The sequence below is a fragment of the Synechococcus sp. CB0101 genome (assembly GCF_000179235.2).
Lineage (GTDB): Bacteria > Cyanobacteriota > Cyanobacteriia > PCC-6307 > Cyanobiaceae > Vulcanococcus.
The window spans coordinates 373110-399387 of record NZ_CP039373.1 but is presented as its reverse complement, the minus strand read 5'-3'; the positions used below and the strand labels follow the sequence as shown (position 1 = coordinate 399387).

Annotated in this window: 29 protein-coding genes; 17 read left to right on the top strand and 12 right to left on the bottom strand. The window is 64.0% G+C overall.

Annotation, left to right across the window (positions count from 1 at the left end):
* The first annotated feature begins 3 nt into the window (after window positions 1-3).
* Window positions 4-1122, top strand: coding sequence for a 3-dehydroquinate synthase (aroB, locus tag CB0101_RS02220; RefSeq protein WP_010308913.1), 1119 nt, complete (start codon window positions 4-6; stop codon window positions 1120-1122).
* Window positions 1123-1154: 32 nt separating this feature from the next.
* Here the strand turns inward: aroB and CB0101_RS02215 are convergent, their stop codons facing one another.
* Window positions 1155-2354 carry a class I SAM-dependent methyltransferase gene (locus tag CB0101_RS02215; RefSeq protein ID WP_010308917.1) on the bottom strand — a complete coding sequence of 400 codons (1200 nt, stop codon included), beginning with the start codon at window positions 2352-2354 and terminating at the stop codon, window positions 1155-1157.
* A 48-nt stretch (window positions 2355-2402) separates the two neighbouring features.
* Here CB0101_RS02215 and CB0101_RS02210 point away from each other — a divergent pair, with 48 nt between their 5' ends.
* Window positions 2403-3209 carry a TPM domain-containing protein gene (locus CB0101_RS02210; RefSeq protein WP_010308920.1) on the top strand — a complete coding sequence of 269 codons (807 nt, stop codon included), beginning with the start codon at window positions 2403-2405 and terminating at the stop codon, window positions 3207-3209.
* Here CB0101_RS02210 and CB0101_RS02205 read toward each other — a convergent pair whose 3' ends face one another.
* The 3 genes from CB0101_RS02205 to CB0101_RS02195 all read right to left on the bottom strand — a co-directional run bounded on the left by CB0101_RS02205 (window position 3210) and on the right by CB0101_RS02195 (window position 6311).
* Window positions 3210-3941: an endolysin gene (locus CB0101_RS02205; protein ID WP_371413614.1), complete on the bottom strand. Its 732-nt coding sequence runs from the start codon at window positions 3939-3941 to the stop codon at window positions 3210-3212.
* A gap of 400 nt (window positions 3942-4341) precedes the next feature.
* Window positions 4342-5427 carry a hypothetical protein gene (locus CB0101_RS02200; RefSeq protein ID WP_010308926.1) on the bottom strand — a complete coding sequence of 362 codons (1086 nt, stop codon included), beginning with the start codon at window positions 5425-5427 and terminating at the stop codon, window positions 4342-4344.
* The gene (locus CB0101_RS02195) at window positions 5421-6311 is read right to left on the bottom strand and encodes a TIGR04168 family protein (RefSeq protein ID WP_010308929.1); all 891 of its coding nucleotides are present in this window, start codon (window positions 6309-6311) and stop codon (window positions 5421-5423) included. Before CB0101_RS02195 ends, CB0101_RS02200 begins: the two co-directional genes overlap by 7 nt.
* 17 nt (window positions 6312-6328) lie before the next feature.
* Between CB0101_RS02195 and nadA the strand changes: the two genes are divergently transcribed.
* Window positions 6329-7297, top strand: coding sequence for a quinolinate synthase NadA (nadA, locus tag CB0101_RS02190; RefSeq protein WP_010308931.1), 969 nt, complete (start codon window positions 6329-6331; stop codon window positions 7295-7297).
* Here the strand turns inward: nadA and CB0101_RS02185 are convergent.
* Entirely contained in the window at window positions 7294-8376 is a 1083-nt protein-coding gene (locus CB0101_RS02185; RefSeq protein WP_010308933.1) for a class I fructose-bisphosphate aldolase, read from the bottom strand. The two genes, nadA and CB0101_RS02185, sit on opposite strands and share 4 nt — an antisense overlap.
* A 121-nt stretch (window positions 8377-8497) precedes the next feature.
* On the opposite strand from CB0101_RS02185, the gene CB0101_RS02180 reads away from it, so the two are divergent.
* The 8 genes from CB0101_RS02180 (at window position 8498) to CB0101_RS02145 (ending at window position 15924) form a co-directional block, all read left to right on the top strand.
* Window positions 8498-9553, top strand: a complete 1056-nt coding sequence (locus tag CB0101_RS02180) for a ligase-associated DNA damage response exonuclease (RefSeq protein WP_010308936.1) — start codon at window positions 8498-8500, stop codon at window positions 9551-9553.
* Window positions 9553-11199, top strand: a complete 1647-nt coding sequence (locus CB0101_RS02175) for an ATP-dependent DNA ligase (RefSeq protein WP_010308940.1) — start codon at window positions 9553-9555, stop codon at window positions 11197-11199. The genes CB0101_RS02180 and CB0101_RS02175 overlap by 1 nt, the downstream gene beginning before the upstream one ends.
* Entirely contained in the window at window positions 11196-13682 is a 2487-nt protein-coding gene (locus CB0101_RS02170; RefSeq protein ID WP_010308944.1) for a ligase-associated DNA damage response DEXH box helicase, read from the top strand. Before CB0101_RS02175 ends, CB0101_RS02170 begins: the two co-directional genes overlap by 4 nt.
* A gap of 80 nt (window positions 13683-13762) precedes the next feature.
* Entirely contained in the window at window positions 13763-13942 is a 180-nt protein-coding gene (locus CB0101_RS02165) for a hypothetical protein (RefSeq protein ID WP_010308948.1), read from the top strand.
* A gap of 265 nt (window positions 13943-14207) precedes the next feature.
* The gene (locus tag CB0101_RS02160; protein ID WP_010308954.1) at window positions 14208-14612 is read left to right on the top strand and encodes a YccF domain-containing protein; all 405 of its coding nucleotides are present in this window, start codon (window positions 14208-14210) and stop codon (window positions 14610-14612) included.
* Between the two features lie 212 nt (window positions 14613-14824).
* The gene (locus tag CB0101_RS02155; RefSeq protein WP_136643935.1) at window positions 14825-15028 is read left to right on the top strand and encodes a hypothetical protein; all 204 of its coding nucleotides are present in this window, start codon (window positions 14825-14827) and stop codon (window positions 15026-15028) included.
* Window positions 15029-15073: 45 nt separating this feature from the next.
* Window positions 15074-15457, top strand: coding sequence for a phosphoribosyltransferase (locus tag CB0101_RS02150; RefSeq protein WP_010308958.1), 384 nt, complete (start codon window positions 15074-15076; stop codon window positions 15455-15457).
* On the top strand, window positions 15457-15924 hold the full coding sequence (locus CB0101_RS02145) for a nucleoside 2-deoxyribosyltransferase (RefSeq protein WP_010308961.1): 468 nt from the start codon (window positions 15457-15459) through the stop codon (window positions 15922-15924). The genes CB0101_RS02150 and CB0101_RS02145 overlap by 1 nt, the downstream gene beginning before the upstream one ends.
* A 4-nt stretch (window positions 15925-15928) precedes the next feature.
* Here CB0101_RS02145 and CB0101_RS15225 read toward each other — a convergent pair whose 3' ends face one another.
* The gene (locus CB0101_RS15225) at window positions 15929-16090 is read right to left on the bottom strand and encodes a hypothetical protein (protein ID WP_010308964.1); all 162 of its coding nucleotides are present in this window, start codon (window positions 16088-16090) and stop codon (window positions 15929-15931) included.
* A 73-nt stretch (window positions 16091-16163) separates the two neighbouring features.
* Between CB0101_RS15225 and CB0101_RS02140 the strand changes: the two genes are divergently transcribed.
* On the top strand, window positions 16164-16526 hold the full coding sequence (locus tag CB0101_RS02140) for an AbrB family transcriptional regulator (protein WP_010308967.1): 363 nt from the start codon (window positions 16164-16166) through the stop codon (window positions 16524-16526).
* Between the two features lie 67 nt (window positions 16527-16593).
* On the opposite strand, the gene CB0101_RS02135 is transcribed toward CB0101_RS02140, so the two are convergent.
* The gene (locus CB0101_RS02135) at window positions 16594-16842 is read right to left on the bottom strand and encodes a hypothetical protein (protein WP_010308970.1); all 249 of its coding nucleotides are present in this window, start codon (window positions 16840-16842) and stop codon (window positions 16594-16596) included.
* 125 nt (window positions 16843-16967) lie between these two features.
* Here CB0101_RS02135 and CB0101_RS02130 point away from each other — a divergent pair, with 125 nt between their 5' ends.
* The 3 genes from CB0101_RS02130 (at window position 16968) to CB0101_RS02120 (ending at window position 19316) form a co-directional block, all read left to right on the top strand.
* Entirely contained in the window at window positions 16968-18695 is a 1728-nt protein-coding gene (locus tag CB0101_RS02130; RefSeq protein WP_010308974.1) for an NAD-dependent malic enzyme, read from the top strand.
* 66 nt (window positions 18696-18761) lie between these two features.
* Entirely contained in the window at window positions 18762-19046 is a 285-nt protein-coding gene (locus CB0101_RS02125; protein WP_010308977.1) for a 2Fe-2S iron-sulfur cluster-binding protein, read from the top strand.
* A gap of 87 nt (window positions 19047-19133) precedes the next feature.
* The gene (locus CB0101_RS02120) at window positions 19134-19316 is read left to right on the top strand and encodes a hypothetical protein (protein ID WP_010308980.1); all 183 of its coding nucleotides are present in this window, start codon (window positions 19134-19136) and stop codon (window positions 19314-19316) included.
* An 8-nt stretch (window positions 19317-19324) separates the two neighbouring features.
* On the opposite strand, the gene CB0101_RS02115 is transcribed toward CB0101_RS02120, so the two are convergent.
* Window positions 19325-19723 (bottom strand): tellurite resistance TerB family protein, encoded by a 399-nt coding sequence (locus CB0101_RS02115; protein WP_010308983.1) that lies wholly within the window; start codon window positions 19721-19723, stop codon window positions 19325-19327.
* Window positions 19724-19755: 32 nt separating this feature from the next.
* Window positions 19756-21924 carry a glutamine synthetase III gene (locus CB0101_RS02110; protein WP_029552973.1) on the bottom strand — a complete coding sequence of 723 codons (2169 nt, stop codon included), beginning with the start codon at window positions 21922-21924 and terminating at the stop codon, window positions 19756-19758.
* Window positions 21925-22105: 181 nt separating this feature from the next.
* Between CB0101_RS02110 and CB0101_RS02105 the strand changes: the two genes are divergently transcribed.
* Entirely contained in the window at window positions 22106-22345 is a 240-nt protein-coding gene (locus tag CB0101_RS02105; RefSeq protein ID WP_010308990.1) for a hypothetical protein, read from the top strand.
* 437 nt (window positions 22346-22782) lie between these two features.
* Window positions 22783-25173 (top strand): glycogen/starch/alpha-glucan phosphorylase, encoded by a 2391-nt coding sequence (locus CB0101_RS02100; RefSeq protein WP_043717632.1) that lies wholly within the window; start codon window positions 22783-22785, stop codon window positions 25171-25173.
* Here the strand turns inward: CB0101_RS02100 and CB0101_RS02095 are convergent.
* From CB0101_RS02095 to CB0101_RS02090, 3 genes are all read right to left on the bottom strand, one after another.
* Window positions 25170-25508, bottom strand: coding sequence for a phenylpyruvate tautomerase MIF-related protein (locus CB0101_RS02095; protein WP_029552975.1), 339 nt, complete (start codon window positions 25506-25508; stop codon window positions 25170-25172). The two genes, CB0101_RS02100 and CB0101_RS02095, sit on opposite strands and share 4 nt — an antisense overlap.
* Window positions 25509-25607: 99 nt before the next feature.
* Window positions 25608-25751, bottom strand: coding sequence for a hypothetical protein (locus CB0101_RS15220; protein WP_168187929.1), 144 nt, complete (start codon window positions 25749-25751; stop codon window positions 25608-25610).
* 16 nt (window positions 25752-25767) lie between these two features.
* Window positions 25768-26040 (bottom strand): RNA-binding protein, encoded by a 273-nt coding sequence (locus CB0101_RS02090; RefSeq protein ID WP_010309002.1) that lies wholly within the window; start codon window positions 26038-26040, stop codon window positions 25768-25770.
* Window positions 26041-26278 lie beyond the last annotated feature (238 nt).

Genomic DNA, 26278 nt, shown 5'->3' with positions numbered 1-26278 from the left:
TCCATGAGCGCCACGGCCACCGCGATCCGCACCATCGAGGTGGCGCTCAGCGCCAATCCCTATCCGGTGGTGATCGGGCGGGGTGCGCTCTCGGCCCTCGGCGAACAGATCCAGGCCCAGGGCATCAAAACGGGCACCAAGGTGCTGGTGGTGACCAACCCGGTGGTGCATGAGCACTACGGGGCCAAGGCGCTGGCGAGCCTGGAAGCGGCAGGCTTCAACGCCAGCATGCTGGTGATCGAGGCCGGGGAAGACCAGAAAACCCCTGCAACCGTGGGGCTGATCCACGACGCCGCCTTTGCGCGCAAGCTGGAGCGCGGTTCGCTGATCGTGGCCCTCGGTGGCGGCGTGGTGGGCGACATGGCGGGATTTGCGGCGGCCAGCTGGCTGCGGGGCATCGCCGTGGTGCAGGTACCCACCACCCTGCTGGCGATGGTGGATGCCTCCATCGGCGGCAAAACCGGGGTGAACCATCCCGGCGGCAAGAACCTGATCGGTGCCTTCCATCAGCCGCGCCTGGTGCTGATCGATCCCGACACACTCGCCACCCTGCCGGAGCGGGAATTCCGCGCTGGCATGGCGGAAGTGATCAAGTACGGGGTGATCGGCGATCCCGAGCTATTCCGTGAGCTGGAAGCAGCCGGGGAGCGGCTGGCCTCGATGGACACCCTCCCGGCCGCCTTACTGCAGAGCGTGCTGGAGCGCTCAGCCGCAGCCAAGGCCAAGGTGGTGGCGGCGGATGAAAAGGAAGGGGGCCTGCGGGCGATCCTCAATTACGGCCACACCCTCGGGCATGTAGTGGAAGCCCTTTGCGGCTATGGCACCTATTTGCACGGGGAAGCCGTAGCCATCGGCATGGTGGCCGCCGGCGAGTTGGCGCTGGAGCTGGGACTGTGGAGCCCCGATGATCAAGCCCGTCAGCGGGCGGTGATCGCCGCCGCCGGCCTACCGGGTCGCTGGCCGGAGCTGGAGAGCTCAGCCGTGCTGCAGTGCCTACAGGGCGATAAGAAGGTGCGCGATGGCTGCGTGCGCTTCGTGCTGCCCACCAGCCTCGGCAGCGTGGAGATCCGCAGTGACGTGAGCGGCGAGCAGGTGTTGGCTGCACTGGCGCGCTGCAGCTGAGCAAGCCCTGACCTGTGGCCGAGGCGGTTCGTTCAGGCCAGCGGGGGATCCTGCAGAAACAAGGCATCGCTCCGGCCCTGATCACCGGAGGCTGCTGAGCGAGAAAACGCGGCCCAGCGGAAATCGCCGAGGGTGTGGGGATCCACCAGACGCAGCAGTGCCTCGCGGCGCGCCAGCAAGGCATCGAGGCCAGCGCCACTCTGGTGCTGCAGCCCATGCAGGCGCTGCGCCAACCCCAACGCCAACAGGGCCTCGCCCTGACTACGCTGGCCCAGGGGCTGCCAGCCTGTGGCTAGCGCCGCCTGCTCGAGGGTTTCCAGGCAGAGGTGGGCGGTGAGGTCCCAATGGCCAGGCTCCTGCAGCGGATCAGGGCTGGCCTGCTGCTGCCGGTAGGCCATCAAGGTGCCATTGCTGCGCTGGGGGGCGTAATAGCGCCAGGCCTCATGGGCGTAATCGATCACCAACAGCACACCGGAGCCCAGCGCTGCGGCAGCCGCTTGAAGCCAGGGGGCCTGCTCGGGATGCAACTCCGTGCACCAGCCGGGCGGGCGCTGGGAGCCGGGCTGCAACAGCCCAAGGGTTTCCAGTTGAGCGAGCTCCTGCGGCTCCAAGGGTTCGCCAGGCTCAAGCCGTAGCGAGGGCTGCGCGTCCGGCGCCTCGTGCAGAGCCAGCTGCTGGCGGCGCCAGAGGGTGCCGTCCCACACGATCCGCTCCACCGCGAGCGCATCGAGCACTTCGTGGGCCAGCAACACACCCCGCACGGGCTGAGCAGCCAGCTCCGAAATGCTCTTCCAGCGGCAGGGAAGTGGGCACTCGCGCAGACGGGCGCGCTGCCGCTCGGCCATGCCGGCGTTGGGTTCGATCAACACCAGCGCTGTGCGCGCTGCCAGCTCAGGCCAGCCGGCCGCCAGTTCCTGGGCGAGTTGCAGGGCCAGATCACCTTCGCCGGGACCGGCTTCCACCAAAGCCAACGGCTGATCGGCGGGTTGCTGCTCCAGCCACTGGGCGATCTGGGGCGCCAGGAGAGCCGCGAAATCCGGGCCGAGGGAGGGCGAGGTGGCGAAATCGCCGCGGGGGCCCACCTGCAAACGGCCACTGCCGTAGGCGCCGTGCTCGGGATCATGCAGGGCCCACTGCATATAGGTGCGGAACGGCACGGCGCCGCCGGCCTCCCGCAGGCGCTCCGCCAGCCAGGCGGTAGCGGGATGGAAGCTGGCAGGAGCGGAACTCACGCGGAGGCAGCGGGCTCAGGGAGAATGCTCGCCACTGAAGCAGGCGCGATGGATCGAGTGTGGAGCTGGCTCACGGGCGCGATCCTCAGCCTGATGCTGGTGCTGGGCCTGGGGGCCGGCCCCGCCCTGGCCTACGACAACCCCGATCTACTGCCCGATCACCCCACACCGGTGATCGATCTGGCGAAGATCCTCACCGACAACCAGCGCGCTGCGCTGGAGGCTGAGCTGAACAACTTCGAAGCGGTGAGCGGCTGGAAGTTACGGGTGCTCACCCAGTACGACCGCACCCCGGGCCTGGCGGTGAAGGATTTCTGGGGCCTCGATGAGCGCAGCCTGCTGCTGATCGCCGATGAGCGCGGCGGCAACCTGCTCAACTTCAACGTGGGCGATGCGCTGTTTGCCCTGATGCCGCGCACCTACTGGGTGGAGCTGCAAACCCGCTTCGGCAACGTGTACTACGTGCGCGATCACGGCCAGGACGCCGCGATCCTCGATTCCCTCCACACCGTGGAAGGCTGCCTGGAGATCGGCGGCTGCCAGGTGGTGCCCGGCCTGCCTCAGGAGCAATGGCTCCTCACCCTCGCCACGTCAATCCTGGGCGGTGTGATCGTGGGTTTCGCCGCCTACCCCCGCAAGCCTGAGCACACGGTGGAGTGGGCTTGGGTGCTGCTGCTCTCACCCCTGTGGGTGATCCTCTTCGGCGTGTTCGGGATTGCCCCGATCGTGACCCGCACGCCCGATCTGCTGCCGTTGCTGCGCAACGCCCTCGGGTTTGTGGGGGCGATCGTGGCCTCGTACTTGATCGCTCAGAACACGGTGGGCAAGCAGCGCCTCAAAGACAGCGAGGGCTGATCAAACGCCCTGGGCGACGCTGCGGGGGCCGACGCGATCGAGCCGTTCCAGACGGCACCGCAGCGAATCCACCGGCTCACAGGCCAGCTCTTCAGCCACAGGAGCAGTTGCTCCAGCCAGCGTGCGCAATTCAGCCAGGTTGGCTTCGTAGAACGCCTTCAACGCGGCATAACGCTTCACCGGCTGGCCGTAGTAGCTCTGGCCCGCGAGGGTGGGGAACGAGGCCCACTCAGGGGCAAGCTTGGCCGCCAGGTGGGGGGTGAACTCACCCTGATCCGCCAGGTGCAGCGCCCCGCGGCGCTGAATCAGAAACAGGGCCGCCTGATCCTGCACCTCCGGGCCAAAACCCTGCAGCCGGAGGCTGCGGCTGGCGAGCGCCCAGGTGAACGGCATGAACTGATAAGCGCCTGCCGCTGCACTGGCGTAGCGACCGGTGGAGATCACGCGATCGGGATGGCGATCGAGGCCAGGCATGAGGCCGCCGCCAAACATGATTCGATAGCCCACATCGTGGCCGCGGGCCCAGGTGCCTTCGGCATAACGGATCGTGTTGAGCAGGGCACGCCGCTCAGGGGTGAGGGCGTAGCGGAAGAAGCGATCGAGCGCTGAGGGGCCATCGCTGACGTTGAGCATCGCCAACTGGGAGCGCGGGCGCCCAAGCTCGAGGGCGGGAGCTGGCCGGGCCGCCACCAAGGCATGAACCTGAGATTCAGCGCGCGCCGGAGAGCACATCGCTGCTCCAAGCAAGCCAAAACCAAGACCAACCAGCGCAGTGCGCTTGGCGCGGAACAACGATGTTGACAACAAACGAATCAAGTGATGAACAACAGGCCCCGCAGGCGATCAACACCCACAAAGCAGCGACCGTTGCGCAGCCCTTGATCTGCTATCAAGCAAATAACGATTCAACTGAATCGCAAAAGAGCTACAAACAACCAGTCAGGCAGAAGCTTTCTAAAAAGAAGTTGCTGGTGCGACTAGCATTTGATGCGTATAGATTGCCTCACTAACCGAACCAAAGGAAGTTGATTCGTGCCAGCGCAAAAACCGTCTACCGCGATCAAGAACCCGTAAAACACATTCAGATCAGTGTGTGCCACTGAGTTTTGTACGGCAACTCAACGCAGAGTTGCTAATGGCTGCCCGCTGCATGTGCGAGGCGTGCTGTAGCCAAAATCACAGCAGCGGCCTGATCAGCACCATCAGCCGGCAAAGCCTCTCCCTGCGGCGGGAGTAATGGCTGATCCAGTTGCCAGTCACCCTGCTCCAGCTGCTCGCGGCTGAGCAGCCGGTGCCAGCCATGGCGCTGCAAAGCCTCCTCTAGAACAGGCGCCTCGGCGAACCCCTCACGCCGCACCAGGTGCACACCGATGCCGGCTGCGAGCGCCTCACAAAACGTGCTGTAGCCGGGTTTGGTGAGCAGGCGGCTGCAGAGCGGCATCAGCTCGAGAGGCCGGAGATCCGGCGGGATCAGCGTGGCGTTCGGCGCGGCCGCCAGGGCCGCATCACTCACCAAAAAGTGGTGCTTCGGCCAGCGTTGCAGCAACTGAGGCTCCAGGGCCAGACCCAAGCCACCAAAGCCCACCAGCACCAGCTGCTCACGAGCAGCCGTGAGCTGCAAACGCGAGCGCATGGCCTCAGGCGCATGGCGAGCCCGCCCTGGCGTGAGTCCCACATCCGTGGTGGGCACATCCCAGTCCATCGGCATCGAGAAGGGACAGCGAATCAGGGCATCGCCTCGGCGGTAGGCAGCCAGGGCCCGATCGGCCCAGCCGCTGAAGGCGCCGCCCATCGGCCGGTAGATAGCGTCCCAGCCAAAGTTCGCCATCCAAACGAGGGGTGCACCCAGGGCGGAGGCCAACGATGCCGCCGCTGGAGCCACATCCCCGAGCACCAGCACCGGTTCCCGTTGGGCCCGCAGCCAGGCCAGCTCCGCTTCGATCTGGGCTGAGAGCCGTTGCTCGAGCTGGTCGAGGGCGGAGAGGGTGGCCGCGGCATCAGCGCCGAGGGCATCGGCCTGAATCACGCCAACATCCCAGCGGCAAGGGCGCTGTTCAAAGGGCACGGGCCCGAAGGCCAGTTGCAAAAACGCAGGCGCCAACGGGGTGGACAGCACCAAGCGCCAATGAGGTCGATGGTGGTGCAGGGCGGTGAGCACGGCAGCCACCCGCGATCCATGGCCAAAACCATGGCCACTCACGCAGGCGTAGATCAGCACGGCTGCAGCTCCGCAGCGCGCATCAGGGTCTGGCGGTAGCGCAGGCCGCCATCCGGGCCATACCAGCGATGGCTGATCTCCTGCAGTTGGCCATCACGCAGCTCCACCCAACTGAAATGGCGCAGGGGCTGACCTTGCTCATCGTGGCTGTGGCGCGGCACAAAGGCGGTGTTGAGATAAGCAGTGCCCGCCCGGTCGACGCAGTAGCTGAGGCGCTCCCCCTGGCCGCGTTTGAGCCGGTGATGCATATGGCCGAACACAACAAGCGGCAGTGGCCGGTGGCGGCGAATCTGATCGATGGCCAGAGCAAGATCCTGATCCCCCCAGTCGCAGGCGGGGGCTTTCCAATCCCGGCCGCAGGGGTCCGCCGCGGCACTGCCCAGCCCACTGGGACCGCAGTGGGCCAGGAGGATCAGCGGCAGGCTGGGGTCAGCCCGCAGAGCAGCGGCGCTGATCCGCGCGGCCGAGTCTTGAAGGGTCACCGGGCCGAACACGGCCTGGGCGGCTTGGTTGAGATGAAAGCCCCCACCGGCACTGGCGGGGCGGCCACCCACAACGGCCAGCCCTGGGGGGCGGAGCTCACGCAGATCCCAGCCGCAGTGGCGGTCTCCCAAGGCGTCGATCTGGCGTTGCAGGGTGCGGCCGCTGGCATCACGACCCGTGTCGTGGTTGCCAAGGATGCAGGCCAGGGGCAGCGGAAGTTGGGCCAAGCGCCCCGGGATCCGCGCCTGGCCATCGCTGAGGTCGCCCACCACCAGCAACGCATCGGGGGCGAGCTGCTCGAGGAGCTGCTCATCCACCGCATCCCACTGCCCGTGCAGATCTCCGGCGATGGCGATGCGGAGCTCTGCCAAACGGATGCCTAGGCTCACGCCATCCTGCATCAGGTAGGGCCTGGTCCTTGGTTTTCGCGGCTGCCCAGAACACCACCGGCGGTTGCCCGCCCCACGCCGAGCTGCCAGCAGCGATTGCTGAGCTGAAGCGGCAGCGCAAGGCTGTGATCCTGGCGCACTACTACCAGGAACCCGACATCCAGGACATCGCTGATTTCATCGGCGATTCGCTCGAACTCTCCCGCAAGGCCGCCGCCACCGACGCCGAGGTGATCGTGTTCTGCGGCGTGCATTTCATGGCGGAGGTGGCGAAGATCCTCAGCCCTGACAAAACGGTGCTGTTACCGGATCTCGAGGCCGGCTGCACCCTGGCGGATGCCTGCCCCGCCGATGCCTTTGCGTCGTTTCGCGCTGAGCACCCCGATCACCTAGTGGTGAGCTACATCAACTGCTCAGCAGCGGTGAAGGCCCAGAGCGACCTGATCTGCACCAGCAGCAACGCTGTGGATCTGGTGAAGCAGCTCCCCGCCGATCGCCCAATCCTGTTCGCACCCGATCAGAACCTGGGGCGCTGGGTGCAGAGCCAGAGCGGGCGGGAGCTCACCCTCTGGCCCGGGAGCTGCATCGTGCATGAAACCTTCAGCGAGCAGGCGTTACTGCAGCTGAAGCTTGAGCACCCCGGCGCCGAGGTGCTCGCCCACCCGGAGTGCCAGCAACACCTGCTGGATCACGCCGATTTCATCGGCTCCACCAGCGCCCTGCTGCGCCGCTCAGAGGCCAGTGAGGCCAGCAGCTTCATCGTGCTCACCGAGCCCGGGATCCTGCACCAGATGCGCAAGGCCGTGCCCGACAAACAATTCTTCGAGGTGCCCGGCGCCGACGGCTGCAGCTGCAATGCCTGCCCCTACATGCGCCTGAACACGCTCGAGAAGCTGTGGCAGTGCCTCACCGACATGGCACCGGCGATCGAGCTCGATGAGGCGATGCGCCAGCGGGCGCTGGAGCCGATCCAGAAGATGCTGGAGATGAGCCGCTAGTAGCTGTAGTTGGCCACAAACAGGCTGGCGTCATCCGACGGCTCCGAGCCGGGCTCGTAACGCCCCTCACTGGCGGCGCCGTTGGCACGGGCCCGAGCCAGAAGAGCCGCCTGCCCCGCCGCCACGTCGTTGCCGCCCCAGTGCTTGATGCAGGAGTGCTGCAGGGCGCGGCCATAGGAGAAGCCCAGATGCCAGGGGGCAGCACCGTGGGCAGCGGCCTGGTTGATGGCGTTGAGGCAAAGGCTGGCGTCTTCCTCACTGAGGCCACCGCTTAGGAAAAGGATGGCGGGCACCGCAGCCGGCACGGTGCGGCTGAGGGTGCGCACGGTGAAGGCCCCCACCTCTTCGGCGGAGGGCTGCTGAGGACAATCGGCACCGGCGCAGGTCATCGAGGGTTTGAGCAGGCTGCCCTCGAGAAACACGCCGTTCATCGCCAACGCCTCATAGGTGGTGCGCAGCACCCATTCCTGCACCGAGGCGGTGGTGGTGATGTCGTGCTCGCCATCCATCAGGATCTCGGGCTCCACGATGGGCACGAGGCCCTGGTCCTGCACGGTGCGGGCATAGCGGGCCAGGCCCCAGGCGTTCTCGCGCACCGCCAGCTCCGATGGCGCTCCGTTGCCGCTGATCTGCAACACCGCGCGCCATTTGGCGAAGCGGGCACCGCGGGCGTAGTAGCGGGCGGCCCGCTCCGCCAAGCCCTTGAGGCCGGTGCACCAGCTCTCACCGGCCACACCACCGGCCAGGGGCTCCACCCCCTGATCCACCTTGATGCCGGGAACGATGCCCTGCTTCTGAAACAGCTCCACGATCGGCCCGCCGCCGGCTTCTGCCGTGCTGTCCTGAAACAGGGTTTCCTCGTAGAGGATCACGCCGGAGATGTGCTCACTGAGGCCTTCGGTGGTGGCCAGCAGGCTGCGGTAAGCGCGGCGATGCTCCTCGGTGTTCTCCAGGCCGATGGCATCGAAACGCTTGCCGATGGTGCCGGTGGATTCATCCGCGGCGAGCAGGCCAGTGCCCGGCGCCGCCAGGGCTGCAGCCGTGGCAGCGAGCTCATCGCGGAAATCGTGGAGGGCCATGGCGGCGGGCCGGCGGGATCACCCCTTGGCTAGGGACGGCAGGGGGCGGCGTCAACCCGGCGACGCACTGGCGCGGCATGGCTGGTGATACTTGGGCGCTGACGCTCTGCGCCCGCCGCCGATGCCCCTTGCCCCCGGCGGCCTGCTGCAGCTCAGCCCTGAGGGGCTCTACTGCCCGGCAGCACGGGCCTGGATTGATCCCTGGAGGCCAGTGCCCCGCGCACTGATCACCCACGCCCATGCCGATCACGCGCGGCCGGGTTGCGGGGAGTATTGGGCGGTGGGAAGCAGCGAAGGGATCCTGCGGGAGCGGCTCGGAGCGGACATTCAGCTTCTGCCGGTGGACTACGGCCAACTGCACCGGATCGGCGATGCACGCGTGTCGTTTCATTCCGCCGGTCATGTGCTCGGCAGCGCCCAGATCCGCCTGGAGGCGGGCGGCGAAAGCTGGCTGGTGAGCGGCGACTACAAACGTTGCGCTGATCCCAGTTGCGCCGCGTATGAGCCGGTGCAGGCCAACGTGATGATCAGCGAGGCCACCTTCGGGTTGCCGATCTACCGCTGGCAGAGCGGCGCCAATGTGGCTACCGAGATCCTGCAGTGGTGGCGCAGCGCCCCGGATCGCCCCTCGGTGCTGTTCTGCTACGCCTTCGGTAAAGCGCAGCGGGTGTTGGCGGAGCTGCATCGACTCGGCGTGAGCGATGAGGTGCTGCTGCATGGCGCCGTGGAGCGATTGATGGCGCCCTACCTGGAGGCTGGCGTCGCGATGCCGCCCACCCGGCCCCTGGCCCAGCTGGAGAGGGGCGCTGATCTGGCAGGCCGGTTGCTGATCGCACCACCGGCGGCGCACCGCAGCCGCGGGCTCGGCCGGTTTGCCAAAGCCCAGAACGGCTTCGTGAGCGGCTGGATGGCGGTGCGCGGCGCCCGGCGGCGGCGCGGATATGGCAAAGGATTTGTGATGAGCGACCACGCCGACTGGGCCGGTTTGCTGCAGAGCGTGCGGGAGAGCCAGGCGCAGCAGGTGTATGTGACCCATGGCCAGAGCTCAGTGTTGGCGCGCTACCTCCGTGAAGTGGAGGGGATCAGCGCCGAACCACTCGAGGGACATTTCGAAGCCGAACGCTTCGACGATGACGACACCACCCCGGCGACGGCAGCGCCTGAGGAGCGCACCTGATGGAGGCCTTCGCCGCCCTGTTCCGGCAGCTGGATGGCACCGGCAGCACCAGCGCCAAACTCGAGGCGCTGGAGGCCTACTTCCGCAGCGCCGACCCCGCCGATGCTGCGTGGGCCTTGGCGCTGCTGTTGGGGAAGCGGCGGCGGCGACTGATCACCGGCCGGCGCTTGCGGGAGATCTGCCTGGCGGCCACACAGCTGCCCGAGTGGTTGTTCGAGGCCTGCCACGCCCAGGTGGGCGATTCAGCGGAAACCGTGGCCTTGCTCTGGCAACAACAGCCGTCGCCAGCGCTGGCGCGTTGGCCCGAAGCGCATCAGCCGCTCAGCCACTGGATGGGGAGCACCCTGCCCGCCCTGGCGTCGTTACAAGGCGAGGAGCAGGACGCCGCGGTGGAGACCTGTTGGCGCGAGCTCGAGGGGGATCACCTGCTGCTCGTGAACAAATTGCTGAGTGGTGGCTTCCGGGTGGGCGTATCCACGGGTCTGGTGACCCGAGCCCTGGCCCGCAGCGCCGGGCTCGAGGAAGCGCTGGTGGCCCATCGGCTGATGGGTGGCTTTGAGCCCAGTGCCACCAGCTACACCAGCCTCATCGCTCCTGCTGAGCATGGCGACGACCTGGCCGCCCGGCCCTATCCGTTTTTTCTGGCCAGCCCACTGGAAGCGGGTCAGCTGGAGGGCAGTGCACCCGAGAGCTGGCAACTGGAATGGAAATGGGATGGCATCCGCGGCCAGCTGATCCACCGTGCCGCTGGCTGCAGCCTGTGGAGCCGAGGCGAAGAGCTGATCAATGAGGCCTTCCCCGAACTGATCGCCCTGGCGGAGCAGTTACCGGTGGGAACGGCTCTCGATGGGGAGGTGATCGTGTGGCAAGACGACAGCGACCAACCGGAACCCTTCGCCAGCCTGCAGCGGCGGCTGGGGCGCAAGGCCCCCAGCCGTTCGCTTCAAAAAGAATGCCCAGCTGCGTTCATGGCCTACGACCTGCTGGAGCACCAGGGGAGCGACCAACGTCAGCAGCCACTGCAACAACGGCGGCTGGTGCTCGAGCAGCTCGTGGAGCATGTGCAGCACCTCAGCGATGCCAACGGCAGGCAGCGGCTCAGGCTGTCGCCAACCCACCACCTCGGCAGCTGGAGCGAGCTGGAACCGTTACGGGAGCAGGCGCGAGCCCATCGGGCCGAGGGGTTGATGCTCAAGGCGCTCGACTCGCCCTATCTGGTGGGACGCAAACGGGGCAGCTGGTGGAAGCACAAACTCGAGCCACTGCGGCTGGATGCGGTTTTGCTCTACGCCCAGGCCGGTAGCGGTAAGCGCGCCAACCTCTACACCGACTACAGCTTTGGCCTCTGGAACGACGACGGCACCTTGGTGACCTTCGCCAAGGCCTACTCCGGGCTCGACAATGCCGAGATCAAAGAGCTGGATCGCTGGATCCGATCCCACACCACCGAGCGGTTCGGGCCGGTGCGGGCGGTGGAACCGCTGCAGGTGTTTGAACTCGCCTTTGAAGGCATCCAACCGTCGAAGCGCCATAAGTGCGGCTTTGCCGTGCGCTTCCCGCGGATCAGCCGCTGGCGCACCGATAAACCGGCCAGCGAAGCCGACAGCCTGGCCAGTGCCCGGGCCCTGATGGAGCAGCAGGCATGAGCGAGCGGCTGGCCCCGATCGAAGCCTGGTTTACCCAGCAGGGCTGGACACCGATGGCCTTCCAGCGGCAGTGCTGGCAGGCGCACCTCAACGGGGACAGCGGCCTGCTGCAAGTGCCGACGGGCTCGGGCAAGACCTACGCCGCCGTGATGGGCCCGATCGCCGAAATGCTGGCAGCGCCAGGGGGCCTGCAGTTGCTGGTGATCACCCCGCTGCGGGCGCTGAGCCGCGATCTAGCCCTGGCGATCGAGCAACCAATCAGCGCCATGGGCTGGCCCCTGCGGGTGGCGATCCGCAACGGCGACACCAGCACCCATGAACGCAGCAAGCAACTGCGCAAACCGCCCGAAATCCTGATCACAACGCCGGAATCGCTGAGTGTGCTGCTGGCCAATGCCAAGGCACCGGAGTTGTTTGCGCACCTGCAGGCCGTGGTGCTCGACGAATGGCACGAGCTGATGGGCAGCAAACGCGGCACCCAAACCGAGCTCTGCCTGAGCTGGTTGCGGCGGCTTCGACCGCAACTGCGCACCTGGGCGATCAGCGCCACCATCGGCAACCTCGAGGAGGCGGCCCAGGCGGCCGTGGGCGTTGGCGCGGCGCCGCCGCAGATCATCACCGCCGACATCCAGCGGGCCACTGAGATCCGTTCGCTGCTCCCCGACACGATCGATGGCTTCCCCTGGGGCGGGCACTTGGGCCTGCGCATGTATGAGGAACTGGTGGCTGGCCTCGAGCCGGGGGTGAGCACCCTGCTGTTCACCAACACCCGCAACCAAGCGGAACGTTGGCATCAGTGCCTGCGCTTTGCTTGCCCGGAAATGGACGGAGCCCTGGCGCTGCACCACAGCGCCATCGACCGGGCCGAGCGCGAAGCGATCGAAGCGCAGGTGAAGGCCGGAGAACTGCGCTGGGTGGTGTGCACCAGCTCCCTGGATCTAGGGGTGGATTTTCAGCCCGTGGAACGGGTGGTGCAGATCGGCAGCGCCAAAAACCTGGCCCGGCTGCTGCAACGGGCCGGCCGCAGCGCCCACTGCCCCGGCGGCACCTCCCAGGTGCTGTTCATGCCAACCAATGCCCTCGAATTGCTGGAGGTGAGCGCGATGCGCCGGGGCCTTGAGAACGGACTCGTGGAGCACCGCCGCCCGCCCCAGCTACCGCTCGATGTGCTGTTGCAGCACCTCACCAGCCTGGCCTGTGGAGCGGGGTTGATCCCGGAGCAGGAGTTGGCCACGGTGCGCCAGAGCTGGAGCTTCCGCCAGCTCAGCGACGCGCAATGGCGGTGGTGCCTGGCCTTTCTCGAGCACGGCGGTGACTGCCTGGCGGCCTATCCCCGCTACCGCAAACTCGTGCGCTGCCGACTCGACAGCGACGAAGCGCCCGCCGAGGGTGAGCCCTGGCGCTACCGGGTGCTCGACAAAACGATCGCGCGCTTGCATCGCTTCAACATCGGCACGATCACAGCCGATCGCTCCGTCACGGTGCGCTTCGTGCGCGGGGCCGTGATCGGCCATGTGGAAGAAGCGTTCATCGGGCGGCTGAAACCCGGGGATGTGTTCTTCTTCGCCGGCCGGCAGCTGGAGTTTGTGCGGCTGCGGGAGATGACGGCCCAGGTGAAAGCCACCACCAAAAAGAGCGCCACGGTGCCCGCCTGGGCTGGGGGCCAGATGGCCCTCTCCGATCTCCTCAGCCGCCATCTGCGGCACGAAGTGGATCGGTGTGCCCAAGCACTAGCCGGCGAAGCCCGGCTCGACACACCGGAACTGCAGGCGCTCGAACCGCTGCTGGAGCGGCAGGCCAACCTCTCCGGCTTGCCCCGCAGCGATCAACTGCTGGTGGAGCTGTGCAAAAGCCGCGAAGGCAGCCATCTGTTTGTGTATCCCTTCGAAGGCAGGTTTGTGCACGAGGGGATCGGCTTCCTCTGGGCCTGGCGCCTCGCCAGACACAAAGCCAGCACGATCACCGTGTCGGTGAACGACTACGGCTTTGAACTGCTGGCGCCGAAGACCTATCCCTTTGAGGACTTGCTCGATCTCCACGGCGACGACCTGCTGGATCTCGAGCACCTCGAATCCGATCTCGAGCAGGCGCTGAACTTCTCTGAGCTCTGCCGGCGCCGCTTCAGGGCCATTGCCCAGGTGAGCGGACTGATCAGCCAGGCGATGCCCGGCCAGAACAAAACCGGTGGCCAATTGCAGATCAGCGCCGCTCTTCTCTTTGACGTGTTTCAGAAACATGAGCCGGGGAGCCTGCTGCTGGAACAGGCGCGGCGTGAAGTGCTCGACGAACAACTCGAGCAGCACCGCCTGCGTTCAGCCCTCGAGCGCCTGGCGGGCAGTACTTGGCGAGTGGAACGAATCGCCCGCCCAGGGCCCCTGGCCTTCCCGTTGCTGGTGGAACGACTCAACAGCCGCCTCAGCAATGAATCACTGCTGGATCGGGTGCAGCGACTGATTCAGGAAGCCACCCGTGCCGAGGCCTGAGGCCCGCGTCAGCAGGTGGACACAAATCCTTACAAAGCGTTCCATCGCCTGATTGGATGCATGAGTCCAGGGGAAAGGAGATGGCGATCCAACCCGGCAGCTTCGTGAGCCTGCGCTCCAAGCCCAACGGCACGTATCAAGTGCTGAATGTGGATCCAGCCAGCGATCACGTATGGCTGCGCCGCTGGCCCCTGCGCCGCTCGAGCAACCCCACCTTCACCGCCCCCCTCGCCGACCTGGAACACTGCGAGGCGGCCTGATACCCCCATTCGGGGGCAGCGGAACAACGCCATTGAGCAGCAGATTGAGCCCAATCGGCGGACGAAGAGATGGGCCATCAACACGCCCCCCCATGGCCACCTGTCTGGGACGAACCTGCCTCAAATGGCAAAGCAACGGTGAACTCAGCGATCAAGATCTGAATCTTGTGCTCGAACGGCTGCAGGAAGCGGAGACAATGACGGCATCCCAGATCGGTCTGGAGCCTCTCCACTCCGGCGCCTGACGCTTCAAACGCCCGTTCCAGTGATCAGCGCTCTGCTCAATCTGCTGTGGGTGCTGCTGGGAGGGCTGGTGATGGCACTTGGTTGGTGGCTCGCTGGCCTGCTGTGCGCGCTCACCATCGTGGGTCTGCCATGGGCCCGCAGCTGTTTTGTGATCGGCTCCTTTTCGCTCTGGCCCTTTGGCCAGGAAGCTGTGAACCGCCGGGAGCTGAGCGGGCGCGGTGATCTGGGCACGGGCCCCTTGGGCTTGCTCGGCAATGTGTTGTGGTTCGTGGTAGCCGGCTGGTGGCTGGCCATCGGCCATCTCGCTTCAGCCCTGGCCTGCTTCATCACGATCATTGGCATCCCCTTCGGGATTCAGCACATCAAGTTGGCCCTGATCGCCCTCGCTCCCGTGGGAATGACCGTGGTGCCAACGCGCCGCTGAGCGAGCGATTGGGCACGGATGCGAATGAAGTTTCCGCAGGATTCCCGCCAAGAGCGGGCGTCTCGTCAATGCTGGCCGCATGAGTGTTCTGCACTGCCCGCTTTGCATCGGTCTGGCCGTGTTGTCGGTTGGCCGCGCCTTTGCCCATCTCAGCCTGGTGGCGCTCACCTCACGGATCCGGCTGAGCTAGAGGTGGACTAGGAGGTGCCGCGATGGGCGAGGCCAAGGAACAACGACTGGTGGTGCGCACACCGCGCGGATCCACGATTGAGCATCTGGAAAGCGGTGACTACAGGGTGTGCATGGCCAGCGGCGAATGCCAGACGGTGACAGGACTACACCGAGCGAATGACGTGATGTATTGGAAGGAGAGCCAGCGGGCCTCGGGTGCTGCACCACCACAACACCACGGCTGAACACAGGCGTGGATTAGGAGGGAGAGCTTCTCGGCGCAGCTCGCGATGCGGCAGCTCAGTTGGTTCGATTTCGAACAGGCGGTGGACACGATCGTGGAACGCTGCCGCGAGCAATGCTTCAGCGGCATCCATGGCATTCCCCGTGGCGGATTGGTGCTGGCGGTTGTGCTCAGCCATCGGCTCGAGCAGCCGCTGCTGGCCTCACCCGAACCCGGCTGCCTGATCGTGGACGATGTGTATGAAACCGGGCTGACTCTCGCTCCCTATCGAGAGCTTGAAGGCTGCACAACGATGGTGTGGGTGAGCAAAGCTGAGCCGCAGTGGTGGCAGGCCGTGGAGATCACCGACTCGCGCGAATGGATTGTGTTTCCGTGGGAGAACGCTGCCGCAGCGGCAGCGGATGAACAGCTGTATCGCGCCTCTCGCTGATGGCTCGCCCCAGCCTCTACCTCGCATCGCCCTATGGCTTTTCGCCCCATTGGCGGGCGCGCCTGTTGCCGGATTTCATCACGGCCCTGGAAGAGATCGGCCTGGACGTGTGGGAACCGTTCAGTCGCAATGGCCAGGTGGATCTGGCGGAGCCTGGTTGGGCCTGGAGGGTGGCCCAGGCGGATCTGCAGGATGTACGCGATGCGGATGCACTGCTGGCCATCGTGAATGGCACTCCGCCGGATGAAGGGGTGATGCTGGAGTTGGGAGCAGCGATTGCCCTCGGAAAACCGGTGTTTCTCTACCGCGACGACTTCCGCCGCTGCAGTGATTCCGAGGACTATCCCCTCAACCTGATGGTGTTCAGTGGCCTCCCGCAACAGGGATGGCAGGACTGGCTCTATGGATCGATCGACGAGTTGCGTGATCCTTCTAAAGCGCTGATGCGCTGGATCGGCAGCCGCTAGACGGTCAATCGTCGAAGTCTTCGTCGTGCTTGTTCATGGCTTCCACCACCATGTCCTGAATCATGTGGCGGGTTTCCTGGCGGCTGTGATGGCCCACGGTGCGCTGAATCGTGTAGTACACGATCAAGAGCAGGGGCAGGATCGAGAGGCAGGCGATCAGAAACATGACAAAAGTCGGGGCAGAAGGGATGGCGCTGAACCGGCTGAGCGTTATTGTTGGATTGATTCAATTTTGATCCATGCTCACCGGCTCTGATCTGCTGGCCAAGGTTAAAGAACTTGGCGACGTGTCCAAATCCGACCTGGTGCGCAGCTGCGGCTATGTGAGCACCAAGAAGGATGGTGGCGAGCGTCTGAACTTCACCGCCTTCTACGAAGCTCTGCTGGAAGCCAAAGGCCTGAGCCTCGGTAACGATGGCGTCGGCCGCGGCAAAGGTGGTCGCAAGCTGAGCTACACCGCCACTGTGCAGGGCAACGGCAACCTGCTGATCGGCAAGGCTTACACCGCGATGCTCGACCTCAAGCCCGGCGACGAATTTGAAATCAAGTTGGGTCGCAAGCAGATCAAACTGATCCCTGCTGGCGCCACCGAAGAAGAGTGATTGCCGTCTTGGCCATTCACCTCAAGCACAGCCCCGGCAGTTGCCGGGGCTTTTTTGTTGGCACGCCTTAAGCCGCCAGGGGAGCCGGCTGGCGCAGGGTGCGCCACTCACCTGAACGCGTACACACCTCCACCCCGATCGCAGCCTGGGCCGACGACGTATGCGACGCCAACCAGGCCGCCGCATCCGTAAGCGCATCCTCAAGGGAGTCGTATATGGCATCGAGGTGAGGATGAACCTCGAAGCTGGCGTTGATCAGGCGATAACGCTTGGCGATGGGCTGTCCGAATTGAGCCAGTAATGAGTGGGATGGCATCAGCGACCCTCCTTCAACGGCTCAAAGCTCCCAGATTCAGGTGGCAGAGATCTGTGTCATGAGGCACGCAGGAGCGGATCGGTTCGTAGTGACGGTGACCATCGCCCCAGGAGCGATCCCCTTGAGTGCCCGAAACGGTTCGCACCATGGTGCTGCTCTCCGCTGAAACAGCTCTGGTTGGGAAGGCACCACGACAAACCGAACTGCGTGGCCTTGAGCTGCTGCGCCAACCAGCCCTCAACAAAGGCACAGCCTTCAGCGCGGAAGAACGCCGGATCTTTGCCTTGGAAGGGTTGCTCCCGGCCCAGTGTGAAGGTCTGGATCAGCAAGTGGAGCGCTGCTGGCAAGCGTTTCAATCGATCAACCAGCCGCTTGAGCAATTCAGCTTTGTGGATGGATTGCGGCGCAGCAACGTGGTGCTGTTCCACGCCTTCCTGCGCACGCACCTCGAGGCCGTGCTGCCGGTGGTCTACACACCAACGGTTGGAGCTGTGATCCAGCGCTTCAGCCAGACCTACCGAACACCCCAGGATGGACTGTTTCTGAATGCGAGTCAGGCTGGACGCCTGGAGCAAGTGCTGCGCACTGGATCCAACGCTGGAATCGGCCTGGTGCTGGTGACCGATGCGGAGGGCATTCTCGGAATTGGCGATCAGGGCGTTGGCGGCATTCATATCTGTCAAGGCAAGCTCGCGGTGTACACGCTGTGCGCTGGCCTGAACCCGGAATCTGTGCTCCCCGTGGTGCTGGATGTGGGCACCAACCGGGAGAGTCTGCTCAACGATCCTCTGTATCCAGGCCTGCGGCAACCGCGATTGCAGGGTGCTGCTTACGCAGCCTTCATTGATGAGTTCGTGGAGGCAGTGGCCACGGTGTTGCCAGGTGCCTGCCTGCACTGGGAAGACTTCGGCCGCAACACCGCAAAAACGATCCTGGATCGCTATCGCAACAGGCTTCCAAGCTTCAACGACGACATTCAGGGCACCAGTGGCGTGGCGAGTGCGGCCGTGCTTGCCGGATGCCAAGGGCTGGGCCAACAGCTCAGAGATCAGCGGATTGTGATCTTCGGTGCGGGCACAGCAGGCTGCGGAATTGCCGAAGGTCTGCTCCGGTTGCTGCAAGCCGAGGGGCTGAGCGCAAGCGAAGCAAAGCAGCGGATCTGGGCGGTCGATCGATGCGGGCTGGTCACCCGGGAGAGCGTGGATGTGAGCCCAGCAGCTCTGGAACTCGGGCGGGATCCAGCGGAAACGGAGGGATGGCCGCGCAGCAGCAGCGGGGTGATGGATCTGCAGACCGTGGTGGATCAGGTGAAGCCAACGGTGCTGATCGGAACATCCACCGTGGCTGGAGCCTTCAGCCAGCCTGTGGTGGAAAGCATGCTGAGCGCATGCGAGCACCCGATCATCCTGCCGCTCTCCAATCCAACCCACCTGGCCGAAGCAGCGCCGGCCGATGTGTGGCGTTGGACAGACGGTCGCGCACTGGTGGCGACCGGCAGCCCGTTCAAACCGGTGAATGGACGAGTCGTTGGGCAGTGCAACAACTGTTTCCTCTTCCCAGGGCTGGGATTTGCAGCTGTGGCCCTCGGCATCACGCGCATTACCGATGCGTTGATTGATGCGGGTCTGCATGCCCTGGCGCAGCAGATTCCCGCCAGCCGAAATCCATCCGAGGCCCTGATGCCAGCCTTGTGCGATGCCCCCCGCATCGGCCGGGTGGTGGCTGATGCGGTGGCCATGGAAGCCGTAGAGGCGGGGCTGGCCAGGTTTGCCCGCACACCCGACGAGGCGATGCAATGCCTGGATGCAGCTGAATGGACGCCGACTTACCAACCCTTGATCGAGAAGGTGTAGTGGCAAACACACCACAGCCCAGACAAGAACAACAGCATTGAATCAAGATCTGAATTCAGGATCGTCATGGCCACCTTCACAATCACGCTCGAAAGCGGCGAAACCTTCAGCTGCGCTGACGATGCGTACATCCTCGATGCCGCTGAAGAGCAAGGCATTGACCTCCCTTACTCCTGCAGGGCTGGAGCCTGCAGCACGTGCGCCGGCAAGCTCCTGGTGGGCAGCGTGGATCAACAGGATCAGTCGTATCTCGATGATGAGCAGATGAGCCAGGGTTACGCCCTTCTCTGCGTGAGCTACCCCACCAGCGACTGCACAATCCGCCCGAATGCAGAAGAAGAACTGATCTGACAAGGCCCAAGCAAGGCCATTTCTGTAGCGGTTAGCACCAGGGAGGGGGCAGACCGATCCATAGGGTCAAGGCCGTGAAGAACAGCCATGGTTCAGCCCCGCTCCACCAACCAGGAACCCACCCCAGGCCTTGAACGGGAACCCTGGCAGCAGCCTGCGCCGATGGCCCAGTTCAGCCAGGCCACGGCGGAAGGGGAACGGGCGGCTGCGATCCGAGGCCGTCGCCCCCTGGGCGCAGACCTCGTGCACTACATCACCACCTCCTGGTGAAGGCGGGCTCAGAGATCGGAATGCAGAGCATCCATCACCCGCATCACTTCAAAGGTGAAGTCGTCGCTGAGGTGAAGCACACCGGCGAGGTGACTGAGGATATTGAGTTCATCCTGTTCATAACGGCCATCTGAGCGCATGATCTCAGCGGCAACAGCAAAGGCCGTCATCCGCTGTTCAGGCTTCAGCACTTCGGCCGATTCCACCATCATGTGCTGAGCTCCTTTTTGACGGAGCTCAGCCACTAAGGAATCCATCAGCGCAACCATGGTGGTGTCGTCGTAGCTCTTGAACGGCTGGCGATAGTCGAGGGCATGCCGCAGGGCCCGGGAGCCCGCCATGGTGAGGCGGCCATCCCAGAACACAGCGGCCAAAGCGATCGCAGCAAAGGCGGTGGAGGGTTCCATCGGCATCACAAGAACACGACGACAAACAACGATCAGCGCTGGAAGAGCAACTCCTGGTAGGTGGGCAAGGGCCAAAGGGCGTCATCGACCAGCTGCTCGAGACCATCAACCGCTGCGCGAACGGCTCCCATGCGAGGCATCAGCACATCGGCACAGTGGCGCAGGTGCGCATCCACGCCATCAGCTGAAGCGTCTAGATCAGATTGGAGCTGCTGACAGGTGTGCAGCAACTGCTGACTGAGTTGCGCGATCTGTTCCACTTGGCTGCGGTCAACCGCCAAACCCAACGACTCCTGCGCCACAACGGATTGGACCAGCTGCTCCAGGGAGGCCATCACCGCTGGATAGATCTGGGTTCTGGCCATGCGCAACACCAATTTGGCTTCCACCTCAATCGCGAGGATGTACTGCTCGGCGTACACCTCGAAGCGGCTCTCCAATTCAACGGGCGACAACACGCCAGTGCGCTCGAACAACGCACGAATCTCAGGCCTCTTCAGAACCGGCAGGGCATCGGCACTGGTGCGCAGATTCTCCAGACCCCGCTCCTCCACAGCGATGCGATGCCACTCGGCTGAGTAGCCATCACCACCGAAGACCACAGCACCGTGAGCCTCCATGGTTTGCTTCAACACCGCAAAGGCAGCTTCTTCAAGCGGCAAACCGGAGTGCAGCCGCTGCTCAAGCTGATCCGCGATCCACTCAATGGAATCCGCGAGGATCGTGTTCAACACCACCAGCGGTCCCGCCACCGACTGACCGGAACCCACGGCGCGGAATTCAAAACGATTGCCCGTGAACGCAAACGGCGATGTGCGGTTGCGGTCGCCGGGGTCTTTGTTGAGTTCAGGCAGGGTGTCGACCCCAAGTGACATCAAGGCCGCCTTGGCGGAACCCTGAAGGCTGCCGCTGCGAATCTGCTCGAACACATCCTCCAGCTGACTGCCGAGATACACCGAGATGATGGCGGGCGGCGCTTCATTGGCACCGAGACGATGATCGTTGCTGGCGGTGGCAATCGCAGCGCGCATGAGGGGGCCATAGCAATGCACGCCCCGAATCACAGCACCACAGAACAACAGGAATTGAAGGTTCTCGTGGGGCGTGCTGCCCGGATCGAGCAGATTGCCCTGGGTGCTGTTCCCGATCGACCAATTCACATGCTTGCCACTGCCGTTCACACCGGCAAAGGGCTTTTCATGCAACAAGCAGGTGAAGCCATGTTGTTTGGCCGTGGCTTTCAGCACGGTCATGATCAGCTGCTGGTGATCGGTGGCCACGTTGGCCGCTTCGTGGAACGGAGCGATCTCGAACTGACCCGGGGCCACTTCGTTGTGGCGCGTCTTGGCGGGGATGCCCAGGCGGTAGAGCTGATGCTCCACATCCTGCATGAACACTTGCACCCGCTCAGGAATGGCGCCGAAGTAGTGGTCGTCGAATTGCTGGCCCTTAGCAGGCGGAGCGCCGAACAAGGTACGCCCCGCTAATTGCAGATCCGGGCGCAACGCCGTAAAGGCGGAATCCACCAGGAAATATTCCTGCTCCGCACCGCAGCTCGAATTCACGCGGGCGATCTCGGTTTCACCCAGCAGCGTTAACAACCGCCGCGCCTGGTGGTCCATCGCTGCATTGGAGCGCAGGAGGGGGGTCTTCTTGTCGAGGGCCTCTCCAGTCCACGACACAAACACGGTGGGAATGCAGAGGGTGATGCCGTTCGGCGTCTGCATCAAGTAGGCCGGGCTGGTGACATCCCAGGCCGTATATCCACGGGCCTCGAAGGTGGAACGGATGCCGCCATTGGGGAAGGAGGAGCCATCCGGCTCCCCCTGAACCAGCAGCTTGCCCGTGAATTCACTGATCACCGAGCCATCGCCCTGAGGAGCGATGAAACCATCATGCTTTTCCGCTGTGAGGTTGGTGAGCGGGTAAAAGACGTGGGCGTAGTAGAGAGCGCCGCGGCGTGTGGCCCAGGCCTTCATCGCCTGCGCCACAACATCGGCAACCGACGTATCCAGCTTGCCGCCACTCTTGATCGTGCGCTGCAGCGACTTGAAAACGGGCTTCGGGAGAGCAGATTTCATCGCCTCCAGGCTGAACACATCACTGGCCCAGAGCTCCTCAAGCGGACCAGCCGCTGCCACCGGAGCAGGAGGACGGTCAAGGATGGTCTCGAGTGCCTGAAGACGCGGCTGACTGGGCATAAATCTCTGGAAGGTGTGCCCACCTAACCGAGCGGAGGGGGGCCACCCAGGCATCAATCGCTACCAGAACCCAAGTAACATTCCCCCCCGGTAGCGATGGGTACACAAACAAATCGGAGGCTCAAGAAATGCTGTTGGCCATCCGCCGGACCATGGCGTTCGGTATCTGTAGCAACAATCCATGGCTCTTCTCTACAAAGATCCCGCGATTGCAACCCTGATCCACAAACAAACCCCTTACCGGGGCAAATGGGTGATCTACCAAGCACCCGATCTTCTGTTCAATGCCTGCCATGAGGTGCAGCAACAAAACGGCGACCGCAAAGTCGTTGAACAGGTGTCATTGCAGTCACTGGCGGATGCCCAGGCCTTCTCCATTTATTTGAGCAGCTACGGCTGGTCGCGCGTCTGGGCACCGTGAGGCTGTACGCATCACGGTGCACTGATCCCAAGTGAGGTCTTAAGGATCAGTGCGCGCTGCCGTTCCATGGCCAGGCTGGGAGCATTTCGCCCAGGTCCATGTATCGGTTGGAGGAACAACGGCATAACCGTTGGAAACCTGTATCCAGGGGTTTGTTCCGCAGTCGCATTCGCGCAGTCACCGCTGCACGCTCGCGTACAGCGCTCTCCGGCTATGCCCATCGCGTGGTGGATGTCGAGCTCAAGCAGATGACGGATCTTGTGCCCGCTGGCTCAATCAATCAGCCACATCACTGCTGGAGGGGAACAGAACCGCCTGCATAACAAGCTGTGTTTTTGTGCGGATCCACACCGCACGCTCTTGAAGGTTCCATTCCAGTGGAGCCATCACCACCATCGGTTCACACCTGTGATGCGGTGGGCTCTGTGGAGATCGGGATGACGGTTGCAGCCCAGGGGGCTCTGGCGGACCAGATACGGCGCCACTTGTTTTACAGCCAGGCCAAGTCGCCCACCCTGGCGAACCAGCACGACTACTACATGGCCTTGTCGCTGGCTGTGCGCGATCGCCTGCTGCAGAACTGGGTCGACACCGCCGAGGCCTACACCACCGCCGGCGTGCGGACGGCGGCGTACCTCTCAGCGGAATACCTGCTGGGCCCCCATCTCGACAACAACCTGGTGAATCTCGGCATGCGCCGTGAGGCAGAAGAGGCCTGCGAAGCATTGGGGCTTGATCTGGGCGCCCTGATCCGCTGCGAACCGGAGCCAGGACTGGGCAATGGCGGCCTCGGACGCTTAGCGGCCTGCTTTCAGGAATCACTGGCCAGCCTGGAGTTACCCGCCATTGGCTACGGGATCCGCTACGAATTCGGCATCTTTCGCCAGAGCATCAACCACCAAGGTCAGCAGGAGAGCACCGATGCCTGGCTCTCCCAGGGCAATCCCTGGGAAGTGATCCGGCCGGAATGGTGTTATCCCGTTCAGATCGGATCGCAGACCGTGTTGGGCGTTGCCCATGACACGCCGATCACCGGCTACGGCGTACGCACGGCCAACACCCTGCGGTTGTGGTCGGCAATGGCCCCGGAAGCGTTCGACTTCGCCTCGTTCAACGCCGGCGATTACACCCGCGCGGTGCTCGCGAAGGTGCAAAGCGAAACGCTGAGCAAGGTGCTCTATCCCAACGATGAATTTGAGCAGGGCAAACGTCTGCGGCTCAGCCAACAGATCTTTTTCGTGTCCTGCTCCCTGCAGGACATGCTGCGCATCCTCAAGAAGCAGGGTCTGCCGGTGAGCGAGTTTCATCGCAAGTTCGCGGTGCAGCTCAACGACACCCACCCGGCCATTGCCGTTGCCGAGCTGATGCGGCTGTTGATCGATCAGGAACGGTTGGATTGGGATGAGGCCTGGGCGATCACCACCGCGAGCCTCAGCTACACCAACCACACCCTGCTGCCGGAAGCTCTGGAAACCTGGGGGGTGGAGCTGTTTGAGCAGCTGCTGCCCCGTCAGCTGCAGATCATCTACGAGATCAACGCCCGCTTCCTGCGCATGGTGCGGCTGCGCTATCCGGGCCAGCCGGAGGTGCTCTCGAAGTTGTCGCTGATTGAAGAAGGCAGCAAGCGGCGCGTGCGCATGGCTCACCTGGCCGTGGTGGGGTGCCACCACACGAACGGCGTGGCGGAATTGCACAGCCAACTGCTGCGGGATCAGGTGCTGGCAGATTTTGCCCGGCTCTGGCCGGAGCGCTTCACCAACGTGACCAACGGGGTGACGCCGCGCCGCTGGCTGGCTGTGGCCAATCCCTTCCTCTCCCAGCTGCTGGATGACACGATCGGCAGCGACTGGCGGCGTGATCTCAATCAGCTCGAACGCCTAGAGCCGCTGCTCAGCGATGGTGGCTTCCTCGAACGCTGGCAACAGGTGCGCAGCCAGGCCAAACAACGCCTGGCGGAGCACATCCATCAGGAGCTTGGCGTGCTGGTGGATCACACCTCACTCTTTGATGTGCAGGTGAAGCGGATCCACGAATACAAGCGCCAGCACCTGGCGGCGCTGGAGGTGGTTCAGCGCTATCTACGCCTTCGAGCTGGCGAGGATCTGCCGCCGCGCACCGTGATTTTTGGTGGCAAAGCGGCGCCGGGGTACGCCATGGCGAAGTTGATCATCCGCCTGATCGTGGGGATCGCGGAGATGGTGAACATGGATCCGGCCATGCGCGGCCGCTTGCGGGTGGTGTTCCTGCCCAACTTCAGCGTGAGCCTCGGGCAACTCACCTACCCAGCGGTGGATCTCTCCGAGCAGATCTCCACAGCGGGCAAAGAGGCCTCCGGCACCGGCAACATGAAGATGGCCCTGAATGGTGCCGTGACCATCGGCACCTTGGATGGAGCCAACATTGAAATCCGCGAGAAGGTGGGCGAGGAGAATTTCTTCCTGTTTGGGCACACGGCCGAGCAGGTGCAGGAGATCTACGCCAAGGGGTATCACCCCTGGCCATGGCTGGAGCAAAACCAGAGCCTGCGGGAAGCCCTGGCGTTGATAGCCTCCGGCCATTTCAGCGAAGGAGACCGCAGCCTGTTCCAGCCTCTGCTGAACAATCTCACCCAAACCGATCCGTTCCTGGTGATGGCGGATGCAGCCGACTACAGCCGCGCCCAGAACGCGGTGGATCAGGCCTGGATCAACCCTGAGGGCTGGGCACGGGCATCGATCACCAACACGATGCGCTGCGGCTTCTTCAGCAGCGATCGCTCGATTGAGGAATACGCCGAGCGGATCTGGAAGCTCAAGCCCGTTTCGATCGAAGCGCTCAGCCCGCGTTAGCCGAAGGTGCGCCCATCCCAGCCCCAGCTACCGGCTGCCACGTCTTCAAATTGGATGTAGATGCGGTTAGCCGGAATGCCGGTGCGCGCACTGATCAAATCGCAGAACGCGGCACTCATCGCTGGGGGCCGAAGCGAGCCGATGGATTTGATCTCCACGTAGGCACTCGGCTCGCTGCTGCCGCCGAATGTCATTGGCACAGCGGCTTCGAGCATGGTCATCACATACGACTCGGGCTTGCCGGTTTGCTGCGCCAAAGCCGCGGAGAGGTCTTGCAGCAATTCGGTCGACCCTTCCACGGCCGGAAGGGATGTGCGCAGGGTGATGAGGGGCACGGCTGGGAGCGCTCGCTGAGCCGCATGGTGCCACAGGTTTTTTGAGGCGAGTAACCGTGAGCATTCGTTGCGCACGATGGCTCCACGCCGGCTGGAGCTTCAGCATTGGATCAGGCGCCCTTGAACACCGCGCCCGCTGAGCGCCACCTCTCTCTTGCCCGGCCGCTCCGGAAACCCCTCGGCGATCACGCCGGGGTTTTCTGTTGTAGGCACAAAAAAACCGCCCCCGGGGGGGGGCGGCATCAGGATCGCGTGACGATCACCAGCGACCACCACCGCCGGAGGGAGCGGGACGGGGCTCGGCTTTGTTGACACGGATCATCCGACCCATCCACTCCACGTTCTGGAGATCATCGATGGCTTTTTGCTCGTCGGCTTCCTGCGCCATTTCAACAAAGGCGAAGCCACGCTTACGACCGGTGTCGCGATCGAGGGGCACGCTGCATTTGCGCACGGCGCCGTATTCAGCGAACAGGCTTTGAAGGTCCTCCACTTCGGCATCGAAGGAGAGGTTACCCACGTAAATGGTCATGAAATGCTTGAAAAATCTATGGTCCCGATTCGTTGAATGCCCTGAAGGAAGTTGCTGGCCGGGTGGTGAAATCCTGAGAACCCGCCGCCTGGAGGAGAAACCCGCCGAAGAGTGATCGTTGAATCAGCTTCACTCTACACGACCGGGGTGGACGGTGATTCAATTGCCACCCAACGAGGCGACCGGCAGCACCAAGACCCGAGTGATAGCAGCGGTTTTCAGGATCGAGAAGCGGAGC

Bases quoted from the DNA above. Each gene is read 5' to 3' on its own strand.
- aroB (WP_010308913.1), top strand. From the start codon at position 4: ATGAGCGCCACGGCCACCGCGATCCGCACCATCGAGGTGGCGCTCAGC.
- CB0101_RS02210 (WP_010308920.1), top strand. From the start codon at position 2,403: ATGGATCGAGTGTGGAGCTGGCTCACGGGCGCGATCCTCAGCCTGATG.
- CB0101_RS02205 (WP_371413614.1), bottom strand. From the start codon at position 3,941: ATGTGCTCTCCGGCGCGCGCTGAATCTCAGGTTCATGCCTTGGTGGCG.
- CB0101_RS02195 (WP_010308929.1), bottom strand. From the start codon at position 6,311: ATGCAGGATGGCGTGAGCCTAGGCATCCGTTTGGCAGAGCTCCGCATC.
- CB0101_RS02185 (WP_010308933.1), bottom strand. From the start codon at position 8,376: ATGGCCCTCCACGATTTCCGCGATGAGCTCGCTGCCACGGCTGCAGCC.
- CB0101_RS02180 (WP_010308936.1), top strand. From the start codon at position 8,498: ATGCCCCTTGCCCCCGGCGGCCTGCTGCAGCTCAGCCCTGAGGGGCTC.
- CB0101_RS02175 (WP_010308940.1), top strand. From the start codon at position 9,553: ATGGAGGCCTTCGCCGCCCTGTTCCGGCAGCTGGATGGCACCGGCAGC.
- CB0101_RS02170 (WP_010308944.1), top strand. From the start codon at position 11,196: ATGAGCGAGCGGCTGGCCCCGATCGAAGCCTGGTTTACCCAGCAGGGC.
- CB0101_RS02165 (WP_010308948.1), top strand. From the start codon at position 13,763: ATGGCGATCCAACCCGGCAGCTTCGTGAGCCTGCGCTCCAAGCCCAAC.
- CB0101_RS02155 (WP_136643935.1), top strand. From the start codon at position 14,825: ATGGGCGAGGCCAAGGAACAACGACTGGTGGTGCGCACACCGCGCGGA.
- CB0101_RS02150 (WP_010308958.1), top strand. From the start codon at position 15,074: ATGCGGCAGCTCAGTTGGTTCGATTTCGAACAGGCGGTGGACACGATC.
- CB0101_RS02145 (WP_010308961.1), top strand. From the start codon at position 15,457: ATGGCTCGCCCCAGCCTCTACCTCGCATCGCCCTATGGCTTTTCGCCC.
- CB0101_RS15225 (WP_010308964.1), bottom strand. From the start codon at position 16,090: ATGTTTCTGATCGCCTGCCTCTCGATCCTGCCCCTGCTCTTGATCGTG.
- CB0101_RS02140 (WP_010308967.1), top strand. From the start codon at position 16,164: ATGCTCACCGGCTCTGATCTGCTGGCCAAGGTTAAAGAACTTGGCGAC.
- CB0101_RS02135 (WP_010308970.1), bottom strand. From the start codon at position 16,842: ATGCCATCCCACTCATTACTGGCTCAATTCGGACAGCCCATCGCCAAG.
- CB0101_RS02125 (WP_010308977.1), top strand. From the start codon at position 18,762: ATGGCCACCTTCACAATCACGCTCGAAAGCGGCGAAACCTTCAGCTGC.
- CB0101_RS02120 (WP_010308980.1), top strand. From the start codon at position 19,134: ATGGTTCAGCCCCGCTCCACCAACCAGGAACCCACCCCAGGCCTTGAA.
- CB0101_RS02115 (WP_010308983.1), bottom strand. From the start codon at position 19,723: ATGGAACCCTCCACCGCCTTTGCTGCGATCGCTTTGGCCGCTGTGTTC.
- CB0101_RS02110 (WP_029552973.1), bottom strand. From the start codon at position 21,924: ATGCCCAGTCAGCCGCGTCTTCAGGCACTCGAGACCATCCTTGACCGT.
- CB0101_RS02105 (WP_010308990.1), top strand. From the start codon at position 22,106: ATGGCTCTTCTCTACAAAGATCCCGCGATTGCAACCCTGATCCACAAA.
- CB0101_RS02100 (WP_043717632.1), top strand. From the start codon at position 22,783: ATGACGGTTGCAGCCCAGGGGGCTCTGGCGGACCAGATACGGCGCCAC.
- CB0101_RS15220 (WP_168187929.1), bottom strand. From the start codon at position 25,751: ATGCCGCCCCCCCCCGGGGGCGGTTTTTTTGTGCCTACAACAGAAAAC.
- CB0101_RS02090 (WP_010309002.1), bottom strand. From the start codon at position 26,040: ATGACCATTTACGTGGGTAACCTCTCCTTCGATGCCGAAGTGGAGGAC.